Source organism: Stygiolobus sp. CP859M, assembly GCF_037389975.1.
Classification (GTDB): Archaea; Thermoproteota; Thermoprotei_A; order Sulfolobales; family Sulfolobaceae; genus Stygiolobus.
This window is the reverse complement of sequence record NZ_JBBHKS010000013.1, coordinates 113,057-132,611: the sequence shown is the minus strand read 5'-3', so window position 1 is coordinate 132,611 and position 19,555 is coordinate 113,057. Positions and strand designations below refer to the sequence as shown.

The 19,555-nt window shown below is 38.9% G+C and carries 14 protein-coding genes and 5 pseudogenes; 7 read left to right on the top strand and 12 right to left on the bottom strand.

Annotated elements, in window-relative coordinates; translation table 11 throughout:
* Positions 1–849, bottom strand: a pseudogene (locus WIW72_RS06365) (IS701 family transposase); the annotation flags it as partial.
* Positions 850–1,566: 717 nt separating this feature from the next.
* Here WIW72_RS06365 and WIW72_RS06360 point away from each other — a divergent pair.
* The 3 genes from WIW72_RS06360 (at position 1,567) to WIW72_RS06350 (ending at position 5,641) form a co-directional block, all read left to right on the top strand.
* Positions 1,567–2,367 carry an ABC transporter ATP-binding protein gene (locus WIW72_RS06360; RefSeq protein WP_337703419.1) on the top strand — a complete coding sequence of 267 codons (801 nt, stop codon included), beginning with the start codon at positions 1,567–1,569 and terminating at the stop codon, positions 2,365–2,367.
* 4 nt (positions 2,368–2,371) lie between these two features.
* On the top strand, positions 2,372–3,025 hold the full coding sequence (locus WIW72_RS06355; protein WP_337703418.1) for a hypothetical protein: 654 nt from the start codon (positions 2,372–2,374) through the stop codon (positions 3,023–3,025).
* 177 nt (positions 3,026–3,202) lie between these two features.
* Complete coding sequence (locus WIW72_RS06350) at positions 3,203–5,641, top strand: hypothetical protein (protein WP_337703416.1); 2,439 nt, start codon at positions 3,203–3,205, stop codon at positions 5,639–5,641.
* Between the two features lie 18 nt (positions 5,642–5,659).
* On the opposite strand, the gene WIW72_RS06345 is transcribed toward WIW72_RS06350, so the two are convergent.
* Positions 5,660–6,712 (bottom strand): hypothetical protein, encoded by a 1,053-nt coding sequence (locus tag WIW72_RS06345; RefSeq protein WP_337703414.1) that lies wholly within the window; start codon positions 6,710–6,712, stop codon positions 5,660–5,662.
* 436 nt (positions 6,713–7,148) lie between these two features.
* Here WIW72_RS06345 and hpaD point away from each other — a divergent pair, with 436 nt between their 5' ends.
* Both hpaD and WIW72_RS06335 read left to right on the top strand, forming a co-directional pair.
* Positions 7,149–8,090, top strand: a complete 942-nt coding sequence (gene hpaD / locus WIW72_RS06340; RefSeq protein ID WP_337703412.1) for a 3,4-dihydroxyphenylacetate 2,3-dioxygenase — start codon at positions 7,149–7,151, stop codon at positions 8,088–8,090.
* Between the two features lie 4 nt (positions 8,091–8,094).
* Positions 8,095–9,360: pseudogene (locus WIW72_RS06335) on the top strand (4-hydroxyphenylacetate 3-hydroxylase N-terminal domain-containing protein); the annotation flags it as partial.
* A gap of 342 nt (positions 9,361–9,702) precedes the next feature.
* Here WIW72_RS06335 and WIW72_RS06330 read toward each other — a convergent pair.
* The 4 genes from WIW72_RS06330 to WIW72_RS06315 all read right to left on the bottom strand — a co-directional run bounded on the left by WIW72_RS06330 (position 9,703) and on the right by WIW72_RS06315 (position 12,463).
* Positions 9,703–9,942, bottom strand: a complete 240-nt coding sequence (locus WIW72_RS06330; protein ID WP_337703410.1) for a hypothetical protein — start codon at positions 9,940–9,942, stop codon at positions 9,703–9,705.
* 3 nt (positions 9,943–9,945) lie between these two features.
* Positions 9,946–10,458: a DNA-binding protein gene (locus WIW72_RS06325; protein WP_337703408.1), complete on the bottom strand. Its 513-nt coding sequence runs from the start codon at positions 10,456–10,458 to the stop codon at positions 9,946–9,948.
* Complete coding sequence (locus WIW72_RS06320) at positions 10,455–10,682, bottom strand: hypothetical protein (protein ID WP_337703406.1); 228 nt, start codon at positions 10,680–10,682, stop codon at positions 10,455–10,457. The genes WIW72_RS06325 and WIW72_RS06320 overlap by 4 nt, the downstream gene beginning before the upstream one ends.
* A 266-nt stretch (positions 10,683–10,948) precedes the next feature.
* A complete protein-coding gene (locus tag WIW72_RS06315) occupies positions 10,949–12,463 on the bottom strand; it encodes a restriction endonuclease (RefSeq protein ID WP_337703404.1) in 1,515 nt (504 codons plus the stop codon).
* A gap of 52 nt (positions 12,464–12,515) precedes the next feature.
* Between WIW72_RS06315 and WIW72_RS06310 the strand changes: the two genes are divergently transcribed.
* Positions 12,516–12,650: a hypothetical protein gene (locus WIW72_RS06310; RefSeq protein ID WP_337703402.1), complete on the top strand. Its 135-nt coding sequence runs from the start codon at positions 12,516–12,518 to the stop codon at positions 12,648–12,650.
* A gap of 22 nt (positions 12,651–12,672) precedes the next feature.
* Positions 12,673–14,436: pseudogene (locus WIW72_RS06305) on the top strand (xanthine dehydrogenase family protein molybdopterin-binding subunit); the annotation flags it as partial.
* Between the two features lie 17 nt (positions 14,437–14,453).
* On the opposite strand, the pseudogene WIW72_RS06300 reads toward WIW72_RS06305, so the two are convergent.
* The 6 genes and pseudogenes from WIW72_RS06300 to WIW72_RS06275 form a co-directional block, all read right to left on the bottom strand.
* Positions 14,454–15,154 (bottom strand): annotated as a pseudogene (locus WIW72_RS06300) (IS6 family transposase).
* 299 nt (positions 15,155–15,453) lie between these two features.
* Positions 15,454–15,717: a type II toxin-antitoxin system RelE family toxin gene (locus WIW72_RS06295; RefSeq protein ID WP_337703400.1), complete on the bottom strand. Its 264-nt coding sequence runs from the start codon at positions 15,715–15,717 to the stop codon at positions 15,454–15,456.
* A gap of 38 nt (positions 15,718–15,755) precedes the next feature.
* Positions 15,756–16,845, bottom strand: a pseudogene (locus WIW72_RS06290) (transposase).
* A 309-nt stretch (positions 16,846–17,154) separates the two neighbouring features.
* Positions 17,155–18,261, bottom strand: coding sequence for a hypothetical protein (locus WIW72_RS06285; protein WP_337703398.1), 1,107 nt, complete (start codon positions 18,259–18,261; stop codon positions 17,155–17,157).
* A 46-nt stretch (positions 18,262–18,307) separates the two neighbouring features.
* Positions 18,308–19,096, bottom strand: coding sequence for a hypothetical protein (locus WIW72_RS06280; RefSeq protein WP_337703396.1), 789 nt, complete (start codon positions 19,094–19,096; stop codon positions 18,308–18,310).
* Positions 19,090–19,416: a Rieske (2Fe-2S) protein gene (locus tag WIW72_RS06275; protein ID WP_337703394.1), complete on the bottom strand. Its 327-nt coding sequence runs from the start codon at positions 19,414–19,416 to the stop codon at positions 19,090–19,092. The genes WIW72_RS06280 and WIW72_RS06275 overlap by 7 nt, the downstream gene beginning before the upstream one ends.
* Positions 19,417–19,555 lie beyond the last annotated feature (139 nt).

Here is a 19,555-nt window from a genome sequence, read left to right as displayed (position 1 = left end):
CGATCTCCTCCTCGCTGAGCGAGAGATCGGTCGTGTAGAGGTATCTGACGTGTGTCCCGGAGTCACCTTTATATTCTTGGACTAGCAATTTTACCGTAATCACTCGGTCTCCCAGGGTCAAGTCGGCGTAGTAGACGCCGGGGGTATCCCACTCGGAGGTGTCCCTCCACCTCCTCGAGGGTCCCCCGGGCCGACTCGACCCTGAGCTTGGTTGGACTTGAGCTCAGACACTACGTTGTCCTTCACGAGCTTCTCCGACCAGTACCACGAGTCGAAGACTACCTTGGACACGCGGAAGTACCCCTTGAGCACGTCCAACATCTCCTTGGCCAAGTCGATCTTGGTCTTGAACTCAGTAACCATCCCCAAATCCAACATCTTCCTCACGGCGTAGGGGAAGGCTCCCACCATGAACGTCCTGCCCGTGGAGAGGTCTACTATGGCGACCGTGAGGAGTTGTATACCCCTCTCGAACCTCCGGTGGGCGTGGCAGTAGATCCAGTAGTTTCCGTGGGGGCTCACGTCCTTTCCTCTGGAGTACTCCTTGTGGTCCACGGTGTCGTCTATGATGACAACAACCTCACCCTTCACCAGCCCCGACAGGACCTTCAAGTAGTCCTTCCACGCGTCTTCGAGTTCCCCCAACGCCTCCAGCAGGTTCGCGTAGTCCAACCCGAACGTTTCGGCAGCATTCTTCACGCTGGCCCTACCACCTAGCAGGGTCATGAGGACTAGTGCCAACTCGACCTTCCTGCTCCTCTCGTTCCTCCTGATCACGCCCAGAACTTGGTTGACCGCCTTGACCAGCCTCTCCTTAGCCAGTTCGACTTGTCCCTTCCGCTTTGACATCTTTTCAGTATGAAGACGTCTAAAATTAAAAACTTCTCGCTAATACCGACTTCTTGGTATTACCTCCCTAAGATTCCCATAACTGCTGTATCTTAGACGCACAATATTTTCGTAGTGTTAAAATCGCATAAATGAAATTAAACTGGTCTCTTAGAGACCAATCATTACGTAAAACTGGTCGTTAAAAGACTTAAACTTACAATTATCATCATTCTTATGGAAGAGGAATAAAGAGCTTCACAGCAGAATGGTTTACTTTACCATTACCTGACATAATAGAAAGGGACTTACCTCTAGACAAGGATTACGTAATTACAGTAACAGGTGGGAGAAGAAGTAACAAAACTTTCCTTCTCTATCAGACAATAAAGAAAATAATTGAAGGAGGGTTAAGATGGAAGATATAAAGTACCACGACAGAAGCTTACCGTTGAATCATTAGGAGAAAAAATAAAAAATGAAGGACTATAAGTGTTATAAATGTCAATTACATCAGATTTTTATGTTATTTTTCCGTTAGTTCTCTTAGTTCTTATAATATTGTTAGTATATATTGTAAAAATTAAACCTAATTTAGTAATAGGTTTTTTCTATTAGGTATTGGAATATTTTTAATCGTATCAGGTTTCGTTCTAGGAAAGCATGCACTATTTTTTATAGGATTTATTGTCTCAGTTTTTTCCTTAGTCTTCTTCCCTAGAAGAAGAAGGTGGTAATATGTTAGGTCTGTATGAGGTTAGTGCAGGATATGGGAAAACTGAGGTTTTACACGACGTATCTTTTGAAATAAAGGAGAATGGAATCTATGTACTTCTTGGTAGGAACGGAGCAGGTAAGACGACTACTTTGAGGGTGATAGCTGGTATTCTTCCACCTTTTAAAGGTAAGATAAAGAAGGAAGGCAACATAGGGTATCTTTCTCATTCTTTTGCTCTACCTCAAGAAATGTCAGTAAAGGAATCGTTAGAATTTTTCTCTCAAATAATTGGAGGAGATCCGAATAACGTTATAGGTAGATTCCATTTGGAAGATATACTGGATAAGAGAATATCAAGTTTATCCCAAGGTCAGAAGAAGAAATTGTCATTAGCTAAGGTATTTCTTAAAGACTACGATATATATCTTTTGGACGAACCTACGGAAAATCTAGACCCTATCTTAGCTTCAGAAATAAGAAAATTGATAGTATCTTTATCCAAGAGCAAGATTATAATATATACTTCCCACAATCTGTATGAAGCTAGAGAAATAGGGAATTATGTTATAGTTATAGACAAAGGAAGAATTTCATTGTTCAAACCTATAAACGAAATAAAATTAAGGGAATATACAATAGGGATTAGAGCATCAGGAGATTTGTCTAAAATCCTTAAGGGGGAATATCAGGGAGACTATTTTGTAATAAATCTTAATGATCCGTCAGTAGTTAATTCTATAATCCAAGAGCTAATGAGAAGGAATATCAATATATATGAAATTAAAGAAATGAGAAATCCCCTAGAAGATCTTTTGAGGTGAAGAAATGATTTCGTTCCTATTCCTAAAAAGAATGATAAAAAGAAGTTATAGTACAACAATATATTTTTTGATAGCCTCAATTATTTTTCTTATTATCGATATTTCTGAAATAGTTACAATAAAAATTATACTTCCATTTATATTGATATCGCTATTAATGAGTCCTTCTTTCTTCGGAATAATGTTCTCTTCTCTTACCGTGTCCTTATTCATAGACGACAGGCAAAACGGTCTTCTAGAATTTTTAATTGCAGAAGGAATAAAACCTAGAAAAATATATTATGAATATGTTCTTGCATTTCTTTTAATTTCAATTCCCATTACAGTGATAGTTTCAGTAATTTTGGGGTTACTTGTTAGCAACTTATATTATATGATATTAATTTTAATTAACTCTATAGGAATTTCTTGGGTGATTATACCGCCTTCTTTATATCTTTCATATCTGCAGAAGACAGCTGGATCTTCCAGGTCTCCTTTAGGAACATATATAGGCTTTACTATACTTTTTTCGTATATATACTCAGGGACTATAATTAAATCTGCCATAGGAATTCAAAATCTTATGTTATATGCAGGTATAACAATACTGCTAATAGCTATACTATTAACTATTGTAATAGGCTATACTATTAAGAGTGAAAAACTAATACCTTAACATTTTGTAGGTTATTATCTTCCAATATTTATTATAATTCTTGCAGGAGTTATATTTATTTTAACTTCAATATTTAAACCTTATCATATTAATAATCCTGCTCAATATTCTATTTCAATACAGGATCTAAGTAATCGAAATAATCAAACAAGTCCGGATACTATAAATTCAACAATTATGGTAGATATATTTTATCAAAATGGATATGATGTATATTATGTTCCATCATTTGTTGAAAATCTAAGCTCAAATAATTGTAATGTATATCCAAGTAATTGTAATATATTTTATAATATTACAAATACTTATAGTAACATTAGTGATAATAATATATTAAATATAACTCCTCCAAGTATAACAAATATTAATTCAACATCTTTTAATGTGAATTCATTAGAAAATGTACAATTAGAATCCATAATTAATTTATCAAACAATACCTTTGAAGGAAATGATGTTACATATACATATCAAGGAAATACATATGAATGTAATATTTTAGGAAATAATGATATAAAATATCAAGCAGGTGATTTCATATATTTTTGTATATTATATAAAACAATAAGTAATCAAAATATAGGATATTACTATTTAAATGAACCTATGTATATAAATATAACTCCAGCAATATATTTATTAGAAAATTCTTATCCTTTTCAAAATATTCAATATTATAATTATACAGTAGATAACGTAGAAATAGTTAATGGAACATATTTAGCTATACCTTTATCAACCCTTGGATATTCTATGGAAGATTTTCAAAATATATTAGTTACAATTGGTCCTCCTTTAAGTAATTATATAAATACTACACCATATTATGGAGATAATGTTGTATTTTTATTTGATTATGATGGTAAATATTATGCATTACCTTCATGGTATGCTGGAGAAAGTAATGGAAATTATTATTTCTTTATTAATCTATTAAATATTCTTTCATTATATAACAATAATAATTTTGGTTGTAATATTATATCAATATTTGTTGGATTTTGTAATGAAAGTTTATTACCATATTTAAATGGAACAATTGGTGGGGCTCCAGAGGCTCTAGATCCTAGCGATCCATATTCTGCAATTGAATATGATAATGGATTAAATGTATTTCCAATATATGTTAACTTTTATTCTTATCCAGGTTCAGGAGGTTCATCTCGGATAGAAGATTATCAATCTTGCAATTCTAATGGATTTTCTGCTTGTTATCAAAATTTTCCATATTATGAATATTATGATGTATTACCTCCATATAATAATGTAACTATTTATGTGAATGGAACAGGAATTACCCCAAACGTTGAAAGAAACGGACCTTTTGAAGGATTGGTAATGGATGATGGAACTAATCAAGGATCGTATGCATTAATTAAATCAAATGTTTTACAAAATACTTTAACATCAAATCAATTATCTCAATTACAAAATGGATTGGGATTACAAACATTTGCATATTTTTCTGGAATACCATGGGAGGATCCTCCAACTACTAGCACAAATCCAGAAGTTTCAGATGCTGTTGTATTATCATATGTTAGTTATAGTGGTAATGGTCCATTCTCTGCTGATACAGTAAGTTATTATAATGGCTATGATTCAGCACATAACTGGGTACCTGGTCATGGATCACGTAGTAAGATAGGAAATCAAAATATAGGAATAAATGTTGGAGGTAATACATATTTACCACTTAATTTCCCAATATTTATGTATGAATATGGATGGGCTTCTTTGGGATCTGATTGTACGGGTTCAGGTCCAGGTTGTTCTTCAGGTTATTATGTAGGAATATTGCAAAATAATAATACAAAAGGATTGGGGTATTTTTTAACTACTCAATATACAAATAATCCAAATCCAAGTCCAAGAGGATATTATGATTATTATTATTCAGGATCGGGATATGAATGTAATACATTGTGTGACATCACCGGTGGTCTAACTAATTGGCATCTCAAGTATTATTTCTTAGAAGATAATAATAGTAACGGTAATAATAATATAGAAGGATATCAAGGGTCAACTCCTCTTCCTTTTACTCCAACAGATCAACAACAATTTCCAGAGTATTATCAATATGGATTATTTTGGCTATATAATTGGTTTCAGGCAGAAAGTAGTAATATGAATATATATTTCTTAATGAATGGTAATATATTTAATTACTCTCTTGCTTCAGTACCATATAGTTGGGAAGGCTGTGGACTTTCTACCTGTAGTGCATATGCAATACCACCAGCACCTCCTGCAAATATAAGTACAACTGGAGAACCAATATTTACCCAATCATACATAAATGCATATAATACGGCGTTTAATCAACCTGCAAATAGCCAATATGCTTTGAATAATTATTATCAACCGTTTACAGGGAGTGAAGTAAATATTAATTTTGTACCTGGAACTTTTGGATATAAGGAACAATATAATAATCAAGGTAGTAATCTGGGTAATGGTATTACTATAAGTTACTTACAAGATAATGCAAGTGTATATGATGGACCTCCTTATTTATTTGTTTCAGCAGGCTCTGGAGGTGGATCGGGTTATATGTATTTAGATTGGGTTATAGTAACATATGGAGTTCCTTATGTTGTGAGTGTATCATAAAAATTTATTGTTAAAAAATTAGCTAGATATATTGTATACTCGAGATGGAGCAATAAAGCTAGAAAAAGCTGAACCAGAAGGACTATAAATTATACCATATGGAATTATTGTTTCGTTAGGTAGTACTAGTAATCCTCCTCCAATAAGATTTGGAGAATGTTGACCATATAGAATTATTTGGCGTGGTAAAGTTCCTGTTACATTTGCCCAATCATATACTGGTGAGTTTCCTGGTAGTCCTGCTGCATATGTTCCTGGTGTATTCATTGCTTCTACAAAGTTGTTTACCCATCCTTGATATGTATAGAATCCTGCAATATCTGCTGGATTTATACTATTAGCTTCTATTACATAATATGTTTGTCCATCTATTGTTTTATTTATAATTTGTACCGGACCTTTAATTATATAGACATCTACTAAAGGTTCATATGGTTGATTATTTATTGGATCAGTTTGTCCAACAAATTGATGATTCAATTGAGCTATTTGATCATGATTTTGTATTATTGTACCTGAATAATGTCCATCCCATATTACATTATGTATTATAGTTCCATTATTTAATATTAATTCACCTTCAGGATCTGTATTTCCATCATAACTTATTGTTTGACCGTTTGGTATAAATGCTTCATATCCAGTCTGAGATCCTAAATATTGTACATGTTCATTATTTGAAGGTAAAGAATGTATAGGATTAAATAAAAACATTATACCCAATCCTAAAGCAGTAATACCACCTAATATTAATCCATATCCTAATATTTTACCTTTAGTATCTTTATATAAATTTTTTATTTGTAATCCTACCATAATTGGAGCTTTTGCATAAGTTGGTAATGCTGTTATTGCTGCACCTCCAACTATTGGAATGTATATTGGAATATATTCTGATATTTTATTTTTAGTTTCTCTAAGTTTTTCATAAGTTTTATCTCCTATTCCTTTTAATTTTTTATCTAAATATTCTATAGATTTATTAGCCTTATCTTTAATTTTTTCAAAACCATCTTTCACCTTATCCTTCATTTCATGTAAAATCCAATCTAAACCTCTGGGTAGTTGCATATAATATACTCTTAATAAAATTTTAAAAGTATGATTATTTTCACGGTTCACTTATTTCTTGCTGAACGCGTAGTTTAGTTCAATTAAATTTAAGGAATATATGTCGTATCGTTATTAAGCTGAAAATTTATTGATAGAGTTTTTTAGTTTTTATCCTCTACCTAAACGATTTCTTTATCTAAACCATGAACACATCACCTTTGAAACTTGGTTGAATAAGTCGAGTTTGAAGTTGAGGCTAGGATGGATAAGAACTTCCCACACGAGTAAAAGTTCGATACTGAGGCGGGTTAAAGCGTACTTCACCTTACAAGGAAATTGTTGGACACACTCGCTATAAATATTAACCCCATTATGAAATCAAGCCATCTTAACACTTTATCCTTTTAACAAGTTTAATTGCGAATTAAAATTTGATAAAAAGCAGTAGCAAATTATGATAGACACCTTAAGGATCTCCCATGTAGTAATCAGAGTTAGGGACTTAGAAAAGGCGTATAAGTTCTATGTCGACCTCCTTGGACTGGTAGACACTGAAAAAGACGGAGAATACCTTTATCTGAGGGGTATAGAGGAAGGGCAACACCACAGCTTAGTGTTAAAGAGAGCCGACTCCCCGGGGTTATCATATGTAGGCATCAGAGTTAAAAGGCCTGAAGAATTGGAAAAAGCTAAGGATCTGTTATCCTCTCTGAACCTAAAGTTTACAAATCATAGGGAAAAGGGGGTCGATGATGGACTGCTATTTGAGACACCGCAAGGCATACCTCTCTACCTTTATTACGATATGGAGTATGTAGGTGACCTTAGAATGAAGTTCTTCTTGCATAGAGGAGTTTCACCCGTAAGACTTGCTCACGTGAACCTTGTGGTAGGAAACTTGGAAACCGAAGTAAAGTTCATGAAGGAAGTATTAGGCTATTATGAGACTGAGTGGTTTCTAGATGAACAAGGAAAGAGACAAGTAGTGTGGCTCACCAGAAGGGGTGACTCGCACGAAATAGCAATATCAAAAAGTTCTAAGAACTTTTCAGGTTTCCACCATGAAACTTATTACGTCCACGACATAAGGGACGTTGTAAGGGCAGCCGATATACTAGCCTCAGCAGGTTTGTGGGACAGTATAGAGAGAGGACCGGGGAGACACGGAGTTGCCGGAGGGTATTACGTGTATTTGAGGGATTTAGACAAAAATAGGATAGAGTTCTTCACTCAGGATTACGTGGTATTGGATCCTGATAAATGGAAATCTATAGTTTGGACTCAAGATCAGTTCAGGTATAGGAGCGACTTTTGGGGCAGACCGATACCTGAGTCATGGTTAAACGAGTGGGTTCCAGTGGAGGATATTTTCTCTAAAGAGCTGAAGAGGTGGTAAAACGATCAGGAAAGGTCAAGATTATATAAAAAGCATAAAGGCACACACTCCAGAAGTCTATTACGAAGGAGAGAAGGTAGAAGACGTTACAGAACACCCTGCTTTCAGAATACCGGTTAAGACCGTTGCTAAATACTACGACATGCACTGGGAGAACAACGAGTTAAGAGTCTACAACCCCGACGTAGGCGAGGAGACCAGCATTTCCTTCCTAAGACCTAAAAACAAAAAAGACCTAGCTAAGATAAGAGATGGGTTAATAAAAATTTACGACTACTACCGCGGCTTCTTCGGCAGAAGCCCCGACTACCTAAACATCTGAAACATGGTATTCTACGCACACGCAGAAGACTTCGGCAAATACTTCGGATCAAAATACATGGAAAACGCCATTCAAATTTACAGAGAAGCTACTAAACACGACCTATTCTACACACACGCAATAGTAGCCCCCATGTACGGTAGATCAATACCCCCCTCACAATGGGAAGATCCGTATATACAAGTAGGGGTCGTGGAAGAAAAACCTGAAGGTGTTATAGTAAGGGGGGCTGCCATGATAAGCACCGCTGGACCTTATGCGGAGATGCTCCGGTATTTACCCAACATAAGGAGGGATACGGATATAAGATATGCGTTATACTTTTCAATACCTACTTATCAAAAGGGGGTTAAGTTCTTAGCTAGAAGAGGATTTCAGCCTAGAGAAGGTGGAGAATTTGAGTACCCTATCTCGGCTAGGTTTGACGAGAGTGACGCGATCCTCATTTTCAAAGACGTGTTAGTCCCTTTGGACAGGATAATATTCTATAAAAAACCTGAACTAATCGAGGACTTTATGTGGAGAACTCTGGGACTCAGAACTTGGTTCAACTGGCATTTCGTAATACAGCATTATTCGAGGTTGAAGTTCTTAGCAGGGTTGGCTATTGCCATATCCGAAGCTGCTGGTACTTCTAACTTTATCAACGTGCAAGATAAAATAGGTGAAATACTCATCTACTTAGCGTTAAATGAAGCAGTGCTCACAGCCTCTGTCGAGAACGCTGAGGAACTATCTAATATAGTGAGACCTAATCCGTATTACTCTATCGGTGCAAGTCACTTTAATATGAGGGCTATTGTTAGGGCTAGTGAAATTCTTAGGTCGATATCTGGAGGTGCATCTATTCCGATTCCAGCAGGAATCAAAGATTTTGAGAACCCTGAGGAGAGGGAACTCCTCGTCGAGTACATGTCTCTGAAAGGACTTGACGCCCTAGAGAGAGTTATAAGGTCAGAAAATATTTAACTCAAGTCCACAAACACAGATCGTTATATCAATAGAGATAGAGTATGCATAGAACAATTTATGACTTTGTACATTTATTACGGTACTAAAGGGCTTACTCGTTTTCCCCATCCCTGACAACTTTAGACGGTCTTGATATTTCCTATACCGTTCACACATTTATGAAGCAGAGTTCTTGTAGCTGTATAACTCCAAGCCCAGCTTCCATGGGGAGTAAAATATAAATTGTTTTTTAGGTTAATTTGTTAACTTAAGGGCAAGATGGAAAAGACGCTTGCTGAAGTAGTGATTCAAGTACTGATTAAGCAAGGTTGAGTAAGGCTAATCTACTGTCGGTATTTTAGCCTTTTCCTTGGCGATATTTACGAACTCGTCGACCGCCATTTCGGCCATTTGTGCAGCTCCCCTATAATCCCCAGTCTCAACATAGTATTCTAACGCTATCTTTATCCTTTCAGGCTGAGACTTTATAAAGTTCCAATCAGCATATTTCCTCCTCAACTCCCTAGCCTCCTCAAACCTCTCAATCCACTCTTCCAATGCTTTCTCGTCTATTTTCATATGTCATATTAAACCGTACTTCCTTAAATCCCTATTCGAAAATAAGTGATTAGTCTGCCTACTATAATCCTTCACCTCTCCCTTTATTTCCTGAATAAACCCTCTCTTGTATAACTCTATTAGTACTTCCAAAGCCCTCATAACTTTAACTTCTTTGTACTCGTCATAATAATTTACGAGGGCCAACGCACCGCCATTTTCCGTAAGCACTATATAGTTCTGGACTTTGCCTACTACTACGCAGTAAGCTTCTGGGAAATCTACTGGCCTTATAGGTAGTCTTCTAGTCTCTAAAACGAGCCTAAGTGCTTCATTTCTGAGCTCAGAGATTTCAGGAAATATTGCCATCTTATTGTTTTCCAATCCCTCGGCAATCCATAAAAGTGTGATCTCACTTCTAACCTCATTAAATACTGATTCTGGAATGTAAATTAATTCGAAGAGCTTGAAGATTAAGTCACGCTTGGTATACTTAACCCAATCTATTAGAAACGACGTATCCGTAATCGCTATCATATACTCGGGATCCTCGCCTTTATTCTCAATTCATTAAACTCCTCCATTGTCATACCAGCTAATCTAGAAGCATTATACAAGTCTCCGGTTTCTATATAGTAATCGAGAGCTATTCTAAGCCTCACCGGTTGAGACTTTATAAAGTTCCAATCAGCATATTTCCTCCTCAACTCCCTAGCCTCCTCAAACCTCTCAATCCACTCTTCCATTTTTTCTTTGTCCATATAATAAAAGGATGCGTAGAAAATTATAAGCGTAAAGGTAAAGGGTTAAAACTTAATTAATAATATGAGGTTCTTTCGAAGACGTGAGTTCGTAATTGATAGAACCGAAGGGTGTCGTTTAACTATTTCATTAAAAGTTGTACATACATTATACGTCTCATTACAAGCCCTATGTCCTCACTATGAGAAAAGTCTCGTACTAATTCAAAAACTCAGAACGCTCAATAGACGTAAACACCAACACTTGAGTGTTTGACAGAAATTACTCATACTAGTTCTAGTGGGTCATTCGTATCTATGGAGTAATCGGACGTGATGACGTTACTTACCGAGAACTTCAGCCTGGAGAATATCCCCTTAGGTATCTCTTTTCTTTCTACTACTCCGCTAGCATCAATGACCTTGATCACATCTCCTTCTCTAACTATTAAGCACCTCCTCTTCTTGTTATACCCCTTTTCTGTGCCAACGTATACACTTACATCTGGCACTATCACGTTATCAACAATCCTACCCTCGTTATTCACCTTAGCTAGGTAGTGATAGTTATTAAAAAGGATGTCTACTTTAACTCCGTCACTTACCTCTTTGAATCTACTTACCCCTCCCTCGACGTGATAAAAAGCCTTGACTAAGCTCACCGCATATTCGGGTTTAACCCTCTTCGTGCTTTTTACGGTTTCGCCTACTTCATTAATCGTAAGTTCCTCCAAGAACTTATCGTCAAATTCCCTAACCACTTTTATCTCTCCGTCTAGCTTTACTACTTTTCCTCCGAAAAACTCCCTCACTCTTCTTTCATCCAACGGGTCAAAGATTGTCTTCTTCACCTTACCTTGTCTATCCACAATTACTTCCGCCTTAGTCAGGCCTACCGCGAATCGCAACACGTAGTATGAAACGACCCACGCTAACTTATAACTCTCCATCTTTACCTCTAAGTCTGTGGCTCCCTGAGGTGCTTGCTTCTCAGCCTCCTTCGTTAGTTTATCCCTCACATTATGATAGAACTCAGAATCTGTCTCATATTCAACTTCACAACTGATGCCCTTAACTAGCGTTGGTACTTCCTCATATACTTTTCCGTCACCGTCCATACCCAGTATGAGACTTTGGCTCCTCTTACCCTTTAACTTATAACTCACTTTTACCCTGAAAATATATAGCCTTTTTAAATGGGCTTTCACTGAAACCAATTTAACCTCCTTATAACAGGAGAGCTTCTCTTTTGCGATTTTCACGGCTTCGCTCACCGAGATGGGCAAGAAGACACCATCATCTTTTACCTTTGTAGAGGAGGGTTCCTTCTCCTCTTCCTCGTTCGTCTCTTCTTTCCTTGTTCTCCTGCTATTATCTGTTCTCTTATCGTCCGACACTAACTTTGACGTCAAAGATATGGGAATATTATACTGCCTTATCATCGCTAATAGCCTCAAGCCATTAATATAGTCTATTCCCTTGTCTTCGGCCTCTTTTAACGCCGGACCGCTAAGTTCTGATGTTGTGACTATAAGCCCTCTCTTACATCCGTAGTGCTCCATCCCGAGAACCACATCCCTAACCTCTTTTGCACTTACCTTCTTATATTCAGAGTACCTCTTGACTTGTACGCACCACCTATTTCCAAACTTTTCATCAAAAGCAATAATATCACAACCCACGTCATTAGGGCTGCCTGTAACAGAAAGTACTTTTAGACCAAGTAGGGGTAGCACTCTTTCCGCTACGAACTTCTCGAAATCTTCAGGGTCTAAAGACCTTAAAATATCAAGTTCGTCCATATAATACAATTCAAATATAAAGTTAATTAATTTTGATAGAATGTACGAAAACATGAAAGAAAGCGCAGTACTTATTGATACTCAGTGCAAAGTTCTACTTCATATCAACAGCGGTTTGATAACAACTCAACCTACTTCCATAATACACAATATGGGCATTGACCAAGTTAGATATAAAGCTTTATAATCTTAAAACCACTATCCATCTCATGAGGTTAAGGGATCACTTACCTAAAATTAAAGGTGAAGGAGTCTATATTGACGATTTCACTCCTAAGAACACTTTATACCTTTTCGTAGTGAGATCCCCTATAGCAAGAGGGGTGATAAAAAGCATATCTAAACCGGAAAAAACTCTCCTAACCCTTACCTGGGAGGACGTGAAGGCTTACCTACCCGTAAGGGCTGACCCTGAAACCATGAAAAGCGGGAAGATTGTTAGAATGCCACTATTGGCGGATAGCAGGGTAAACTTTGTAGGTCAGCCAGTTTTAGCCTTTGTAGTAGAAGACAGATATGACGGAGAAGATATAGCTGAACAAGTCTCTATTGATTATGAAGAACTTCCACCTTTATTAGACGTAGAGACCGCCATGAATAGTGAAGACCAAATACATCCCGGTGTGGAGAAAAACATTTCAGTGGACAAGGTCATAGAGGGAGGTCAACTCTCTGCAAAGAAAGAGGCTGAAATAGTAGTTAGTAGAAAGATCTACCAGAACAGAATAGTTTCCAATCCCATGGAGCCCAAGGGAGTATTAGTTCACTGGGATGGTGAAAACCTTAACGTTTACGGCTCTTTCCAGTCAGTGTTTAGGATCAGGAGCGACCTAAGGGAGACTCTTAACTTACAGCCTGAAAAAATCAGGGTTTACTCCACTTTAGTAGGCGGTGGCTTCGGTAACAAAGTACCGTTACATGCTGAATACGTGTTAGCTGCAATAGCTTCCATGAAACTAAACAGACCAATAAAGTGGATAGAAACCAGATCAGAACACCTGAAAAATCCCACAATTGGTAGAGGAGTACTATCAGAAGTAAAGATGTACGCAACAAAGAGCGGGCAGATATTAGGGGTTGAAGGTTATGTAGCCGTAGACTTAGGGGCATATAATTACACAATAAACCCAACTACACCGGAGTTTATAGCTAGACTAGTCACGGGTCCTTATAAGATGAAATTCGCTTCGATTAGAGCTATCGGTGTGTTTACCAATTTACCACCTACCGGCCCTTATAGGGGAGCAGGTAGACCAGAAGCTGCCTTAATTCATGAAACGCTAGTTGAGGATTTATCCCAGGAAATAGGTATGGACCCAGTGGAAATAAGAAAAAGGAACATCATAGGAGATATGGAGGAATATGTTACGCCTCTGGGAGTTAAGATAGACCCGGCTGGATATATGACAGTACTAAGTACTGCTGAGATCTACTACAAGATGAGTAAAGAAAAATACAAGGACAAAGGTGTTTCAATTGTAGTATTTACAGACGTCGATAGACTCTCTCCTGGTGAAGGGGTTAGGGTTAGAATTGAAAACGGTAGGGTTAAGGTATTTGTTGGAAGTGGACCACACGGTCAGGCGCACGAAGATACTTTTGCAAAATTAGCTTCAGAAACACTAGGGATAAAAGAGGACTTAATAGACGTGGTTATGAACACTACAGAAACAGTTAAGGAGGGGATCGGGAGTTTCGGGTCTAGGAGCGGTACAGTGGGAGGATCAGCTGTAATTGAGGCATGTAGACAGTTACTCCAAAAGGCTAACATGCCTATAGATAGGGCCTTGAAGGAGTTGAACGGTTTAGAGGTTGAAGTATTTTACAAGGCTGATGATATTTTCACTCCGGGAGCACATGTCGCTGTAGTTGATGTAGATAAGGAGACGGGGTTTGTAAAAGTTCTAAAATACTACTCTGTAGAAGACGTGGGTAGGGAGCTGATAAAAGAAGAGGTAGAAGGTCAGATAATTGAGTGTGGACAACATTTTCACTCATTTGAAATATTTACATTTATTATCACCCCCTTATCTAACAAATACACCGGGCAGTAAAGGATGTTATAGATAAGGAAATAGGTTGCGAACCATCTCTCGATCGTCTTTGCGTTAGAGTTCCAAGGGAAGTGTTTGTCCATTGGTGAAAGCCTATGTTTGACACTCCTAAAACCTTGTTCCGCATAGTCCCTTTTTCCGAACGTTACCCTCTTGTGATTCACGTTAAGCCAAGTGAAAGCGTTGTATATTGGAGCACCGTCACGCAAGTATACTACCTCGTCCACCCTCTTGAAATACTTACTAGCTAACTCCTCCATGCCTCTCATTGCAGTGAGAATTACTAGCACGTGAACACCACTCCTAGCACTCCTCACCATGAAGAAAGGCACAGCCCTAGTCTTACATCCCTAACAATCCACAAGTAATAATCCCCCTTAACACTCAAAACCTTAGTCTCATCAACAGCATAAACCCCACTCAAAGAAACAACATACCTAACATAACTCAACCTCCTAAAATAGTACAAGAGTGTAGAATGCGGTAAACTAACCCTCCAAGAGGACAAACCACACAAGTATTCTGCCAACGCTTGGGCTACTTGCTCTCTAGTGTAAAACCTTGGCTTAACATTAATATACTCAAATAACAATAATACAATTTGGGTGAGCACGGGAACTTTCCACTTGATTCCCATGTGCTCACCAAGATAAAAACCCCGTGCTCACCCTTAAATAGTATTACGCGAAAACAATTTCTTATAGAACGAGAAAAGATTGTTGAATAAAATTATATTAAATTAACAAAATTGTTGTCCACACTCAATTCGATAAGAAGAAACTCTATTAGCACATTATTTTAATAACCTCTGTGAGAAGTTTATATATATGAAGACTGTGAAGAAAGGGGAAGACACTTTTGTTGAATTCAGTGACTTTAGTGAAGTAAGGGAAGTATTTGAGGAGGCCATTAAAGAAATTGAAGAAGAAGAAAAGGCTAACGTCCGTAGACCTTCTTATGAGACCCAATCTCCCAAATGAATACTATACAGTTTTTTGAATCAACGCTGTAAAGTATCCTTATATCTCCAGTAACCTCAATGGAGAACATTGGGTTCCCGTATTTATCTGTTCCTAGTTTCTCCCTAGCGTACTTGAATGGATCCTCATTCATTAACTCTAATTTTTCAAGAATAAGCCTTAGAAGTTTCGGTTGAGGGAAATTCCTTTTTAACCATCCTATGAACTCTTTTCTATCCATCTCATCCTTAACTAAAAATCTGCAGCAGTTATGGGACTTTAACGTAACTTAAAGATTTTCATCAGCCCCGGCGGTCCACCTAAATAACGTTCAACGAACCTGAGGAACGCCTCCACGCTCCTCAGGTTAAGAGCCCTCACCAGCTCCCTGACGACGTTGACCATGATGGTGAAAATCGTGAGGTAACCCTGAAGCCTCTCTCTCCTCCAGAACGAGGAGTCCTCCAGTCCCAAGGCCTTCACGTCCCTGTGAAGCTCCTCGATCTCCCACCTCATTTTCCATGCCTCCTCGATCTCCTCCTCGCTGAGCGAGAGATCGGTCGTGTAGAGGTACCTGACGTGTGTCCCGGAGTCACCTTTATATTCTTGGACTAACAATTTTACCGTAATCACTCGGTCTCCCAAGGTCAAGTCGGCGTAGTAGACTCCGGGGGTATCCCACTCGGAGGTGTCCCTCCACCTCCTCGAGGGTCCCCCGGGCCGACTCGACCCTGAGCTTGGTTGGACTTGAGCTCAGACACCACGTTGTCCTTCACGAGCTTCTCCGACCAGTACCACGAGTCGAAGACGACCTTAAGCACGCGGAAGTACCCCTTGAGCACGTCCAATATCTCCCTGGCCAAGTCGATCTTGGTCTTGAACTCGTTGACAATCCCCAAGTCCAACATCTTCCTCACGGCGTAGGGGAAACCATGAACGCCCTGCCCGTGGAGAGGTCCACTATGGCGACCGTGAGGAGCTTGACCCTCTCGAACCTCCGGTGGGCGTGGCAGTAGATCCGGTAGTTCCCGTGGGGGCTCACGTCCTTACCGCGGGAGTACTCCTTGTGGTCCACGGTGTCGTCTATGATTACTGCCACCTCACCCTTCACCAGCCCCGACAGGACCTTCAAGTAGTCCCTCCACGCGTCGTGGAGCTCTCCCAACGCCTCCAGCAGGTTTGCGTAGTCCAACCCGAACGTTTCGGCAGCATTCTTCACGCTGGCCCTACCACCTAGCAGGGTCATGAGGACTAGTGCCAACTCGACCTTCCTGCTCCTCCCGTTCCTCCTGATCACGCCCAGAACTTGGTTGACCGCCTTGACCAGCCTCTCCTTAGCCAGTTCGACTTTTCCCTTCCGGTTTGTCATCTTTTCAGTGGAACGACGTCTAAAATTAAAAACTTCTCGCTAATACCGACTTCTTGGTATTACCTCCCTAAGATTCCTATAACTGCTGGAACTGATCAAAAGAGGGCTATTGACGTTACACCCTACCAGAGGCGAGGCCCCCTTTTTGTAATCAACTAGGGGAGTTCAGGCTGAATTTTAGTAATGGTTTAACAAATAAATTTTCATATGTGTATAATAACGAGGAGTTAAAATCTTACACTAATTTTCAAAGCGTATATACTCTTCTCATACAGTCCTCATCTCACCTCTGATTAACTCTATAGACCGTTAGGCTACAAAAATATACGGTCTAATATCAGACCTACCACTGTAAATGTTGTTTGCAGAGAATATATCGGGTTTATAGAAGATCGGTTTTTCTACGTCAAACTCTCTCATTATCCTTTTAATCACATCTTTGACCTTCCTGACCAGATCGAAGTCAAGAGCTGAAGGTATGTAGACTATTACCGGTAACTCCACGTTTTCAATCCTGTTCGTAATCTTTGCTATATAACCCAACTCACTCAAACTGTCAACGAGTACCGAGAAAAAGCGGGGATATATTTCCTTTCGCACAAAAACCATCCACTTACCAGACAGACTCTCGCCTAAGGAGTAAGTCAAAAATTCCTCATCTTGAACTAGAGACGCCAATTTTAGCTTATCCGAGATCATATCAAGGAATACTTTAAATTCTTTTTCGAGAACTTTAATTCCGCTTAGGGAGGAAACGGCTAAAGTGAGTAGGTCGCCTCCCTTTTCCACTACTTCCTTACTGACCCTCAGCGATCTCAACTCCAATTCCCAAGCTTTTTTACTTGTATAAAATAACCACCCTCCTTCATACCTGAGACCCCTCTTATAAGCGGAGTTTAGTAACTTCTCAAACATCGACCTCAACGGTTCTTCAATTGCGTCCAACCTAAACTCCCAATCCGTTATAGCACTGAGCCTCATGTGGATCATGAAGGACTTCTTTACCAACGGTTCCACGTCTTCCACCCCGTTCACCTTAGCAAGGTGAATTTGAGCTTCCTTAGCTTGGTGTTTTATGCCTGCATATCCTTGGTGTTTTGCTACATGACACTTATCACAGAGAGTCCTAAGACCTCCCAACACCGCTATCCCCTTATTACCCTCTATATAATATCTCCAGTCCTCATCTACTTCCTTTCCCTCCTCTCCGCAAACTTCACAACGGTCTTCTTTTTGTCCGAACCAGAAATAGTTTAACCTCCTCACGATATCCTCACATTCATCACATATAGCCAAAGCTATGTAAGGATTTAACCTAGCAAACCCCGCTAGGGTGTAACTCCATAAAGGAGCGGGAACTAGCCTGGGACAAAGTTTAGGCAAACTCCTACAGACGTCCTCATAAGCCTCTTGCATTGCTTAGAAAGGTGTGTTAACAGATTAAATTATTTTGTGTAGCATTTTAACTCCTAAACTCTACGAACTTCCTGACGTCTCTACTCTCCAGCTCATAAACCGGGTAGTCATCCGTGGGGACATATTCTAATGGATTAGTCCCTTTAACTTCTATTAGACTCTCCTTCCACTTGACCAATAACTTTTCACCGAAAAGCCTTTTGAAGGAGTCCTTCCTCGAAAAAGCTTCGTTTATTGAATAGAGCTTTTTCAAGGTCTCGTTATCTTTAACGTCCTCAATATAAACATGTAGATGATATCCGTGTTTAGTCTCTATTACAAACCTCACCGGGACTCCTTCTAAAAGTGATAAGAACTCCATATCCTTAGTGTCTACGTCTACCATTATCACATGTTTCTTTACAGCCTTAGCCATGTTAGAGAAGGCGAGTGAAAAGACGTCACCTCTTAATAACACACTTTCTGCCCCTCTTAAATCACCCTTCCTGAGGGAGGCAAGGACTGTATTCATCTTTTCCTGAATAAAAGTTGTTGACACGAGGTAGGAAAGTTTAAGAAAGTCTATTGGATTAAGGTAGTACATTACTTTGACATTTTGTCTAGGCAGGGGCTTTCCGTCTACGGTGAGGTTAGCGCATTCCTTAACCGCCATTGCCTCACTCACCGCCTCAAGGAAGTCCTTAGACCAATACCTCTTTAGTATTGAATGCCTTTTCAGCTTAGGGAATTTCTTCGTCTCCTCACCCCTGAATATCAGTACGATGACGTAATAGTCACTTTTCCCAGGTTTAGGTATCTTGGCGGAGTACTCAGTCAATGAGAGTTTCTTCACCATACGTGATCACAAGACTTTTTCTTTCCAGGCAGTTCAGGGATGAACGGTTCTCCTCCAAATCTTGCTCTCCCTCCCTCGAAAGTCACCCTTATCAATTTGCAGTTCACGCAGGGAGTTTTAGACTGGGGCTCTTTCACCACCTCCCCGGTGATCAAGCTGAATACCGCGTGGTGAAAAGGGCACTCTATCTTGTCTTCCAACACTTTCCCTTCACTTAACGGTCTCTTTTTGTGGGGACAACCGGCTAGCCAATAATATTTAACACCGCCTTTTTCGTAAACCAGTACTGGATAACCGCCGATGGTTATGATTTCGACCATACAAATAAATACGAGACTAGGTAAAAAGGTTTAGATTATCCCTTATTGTATCACGTATCAAATCACAGTGAGTACGTAGACTTCAGCTTTATCTAATATCTTTTTTATATGATGCCTAATACTTTATACAGACAACAAT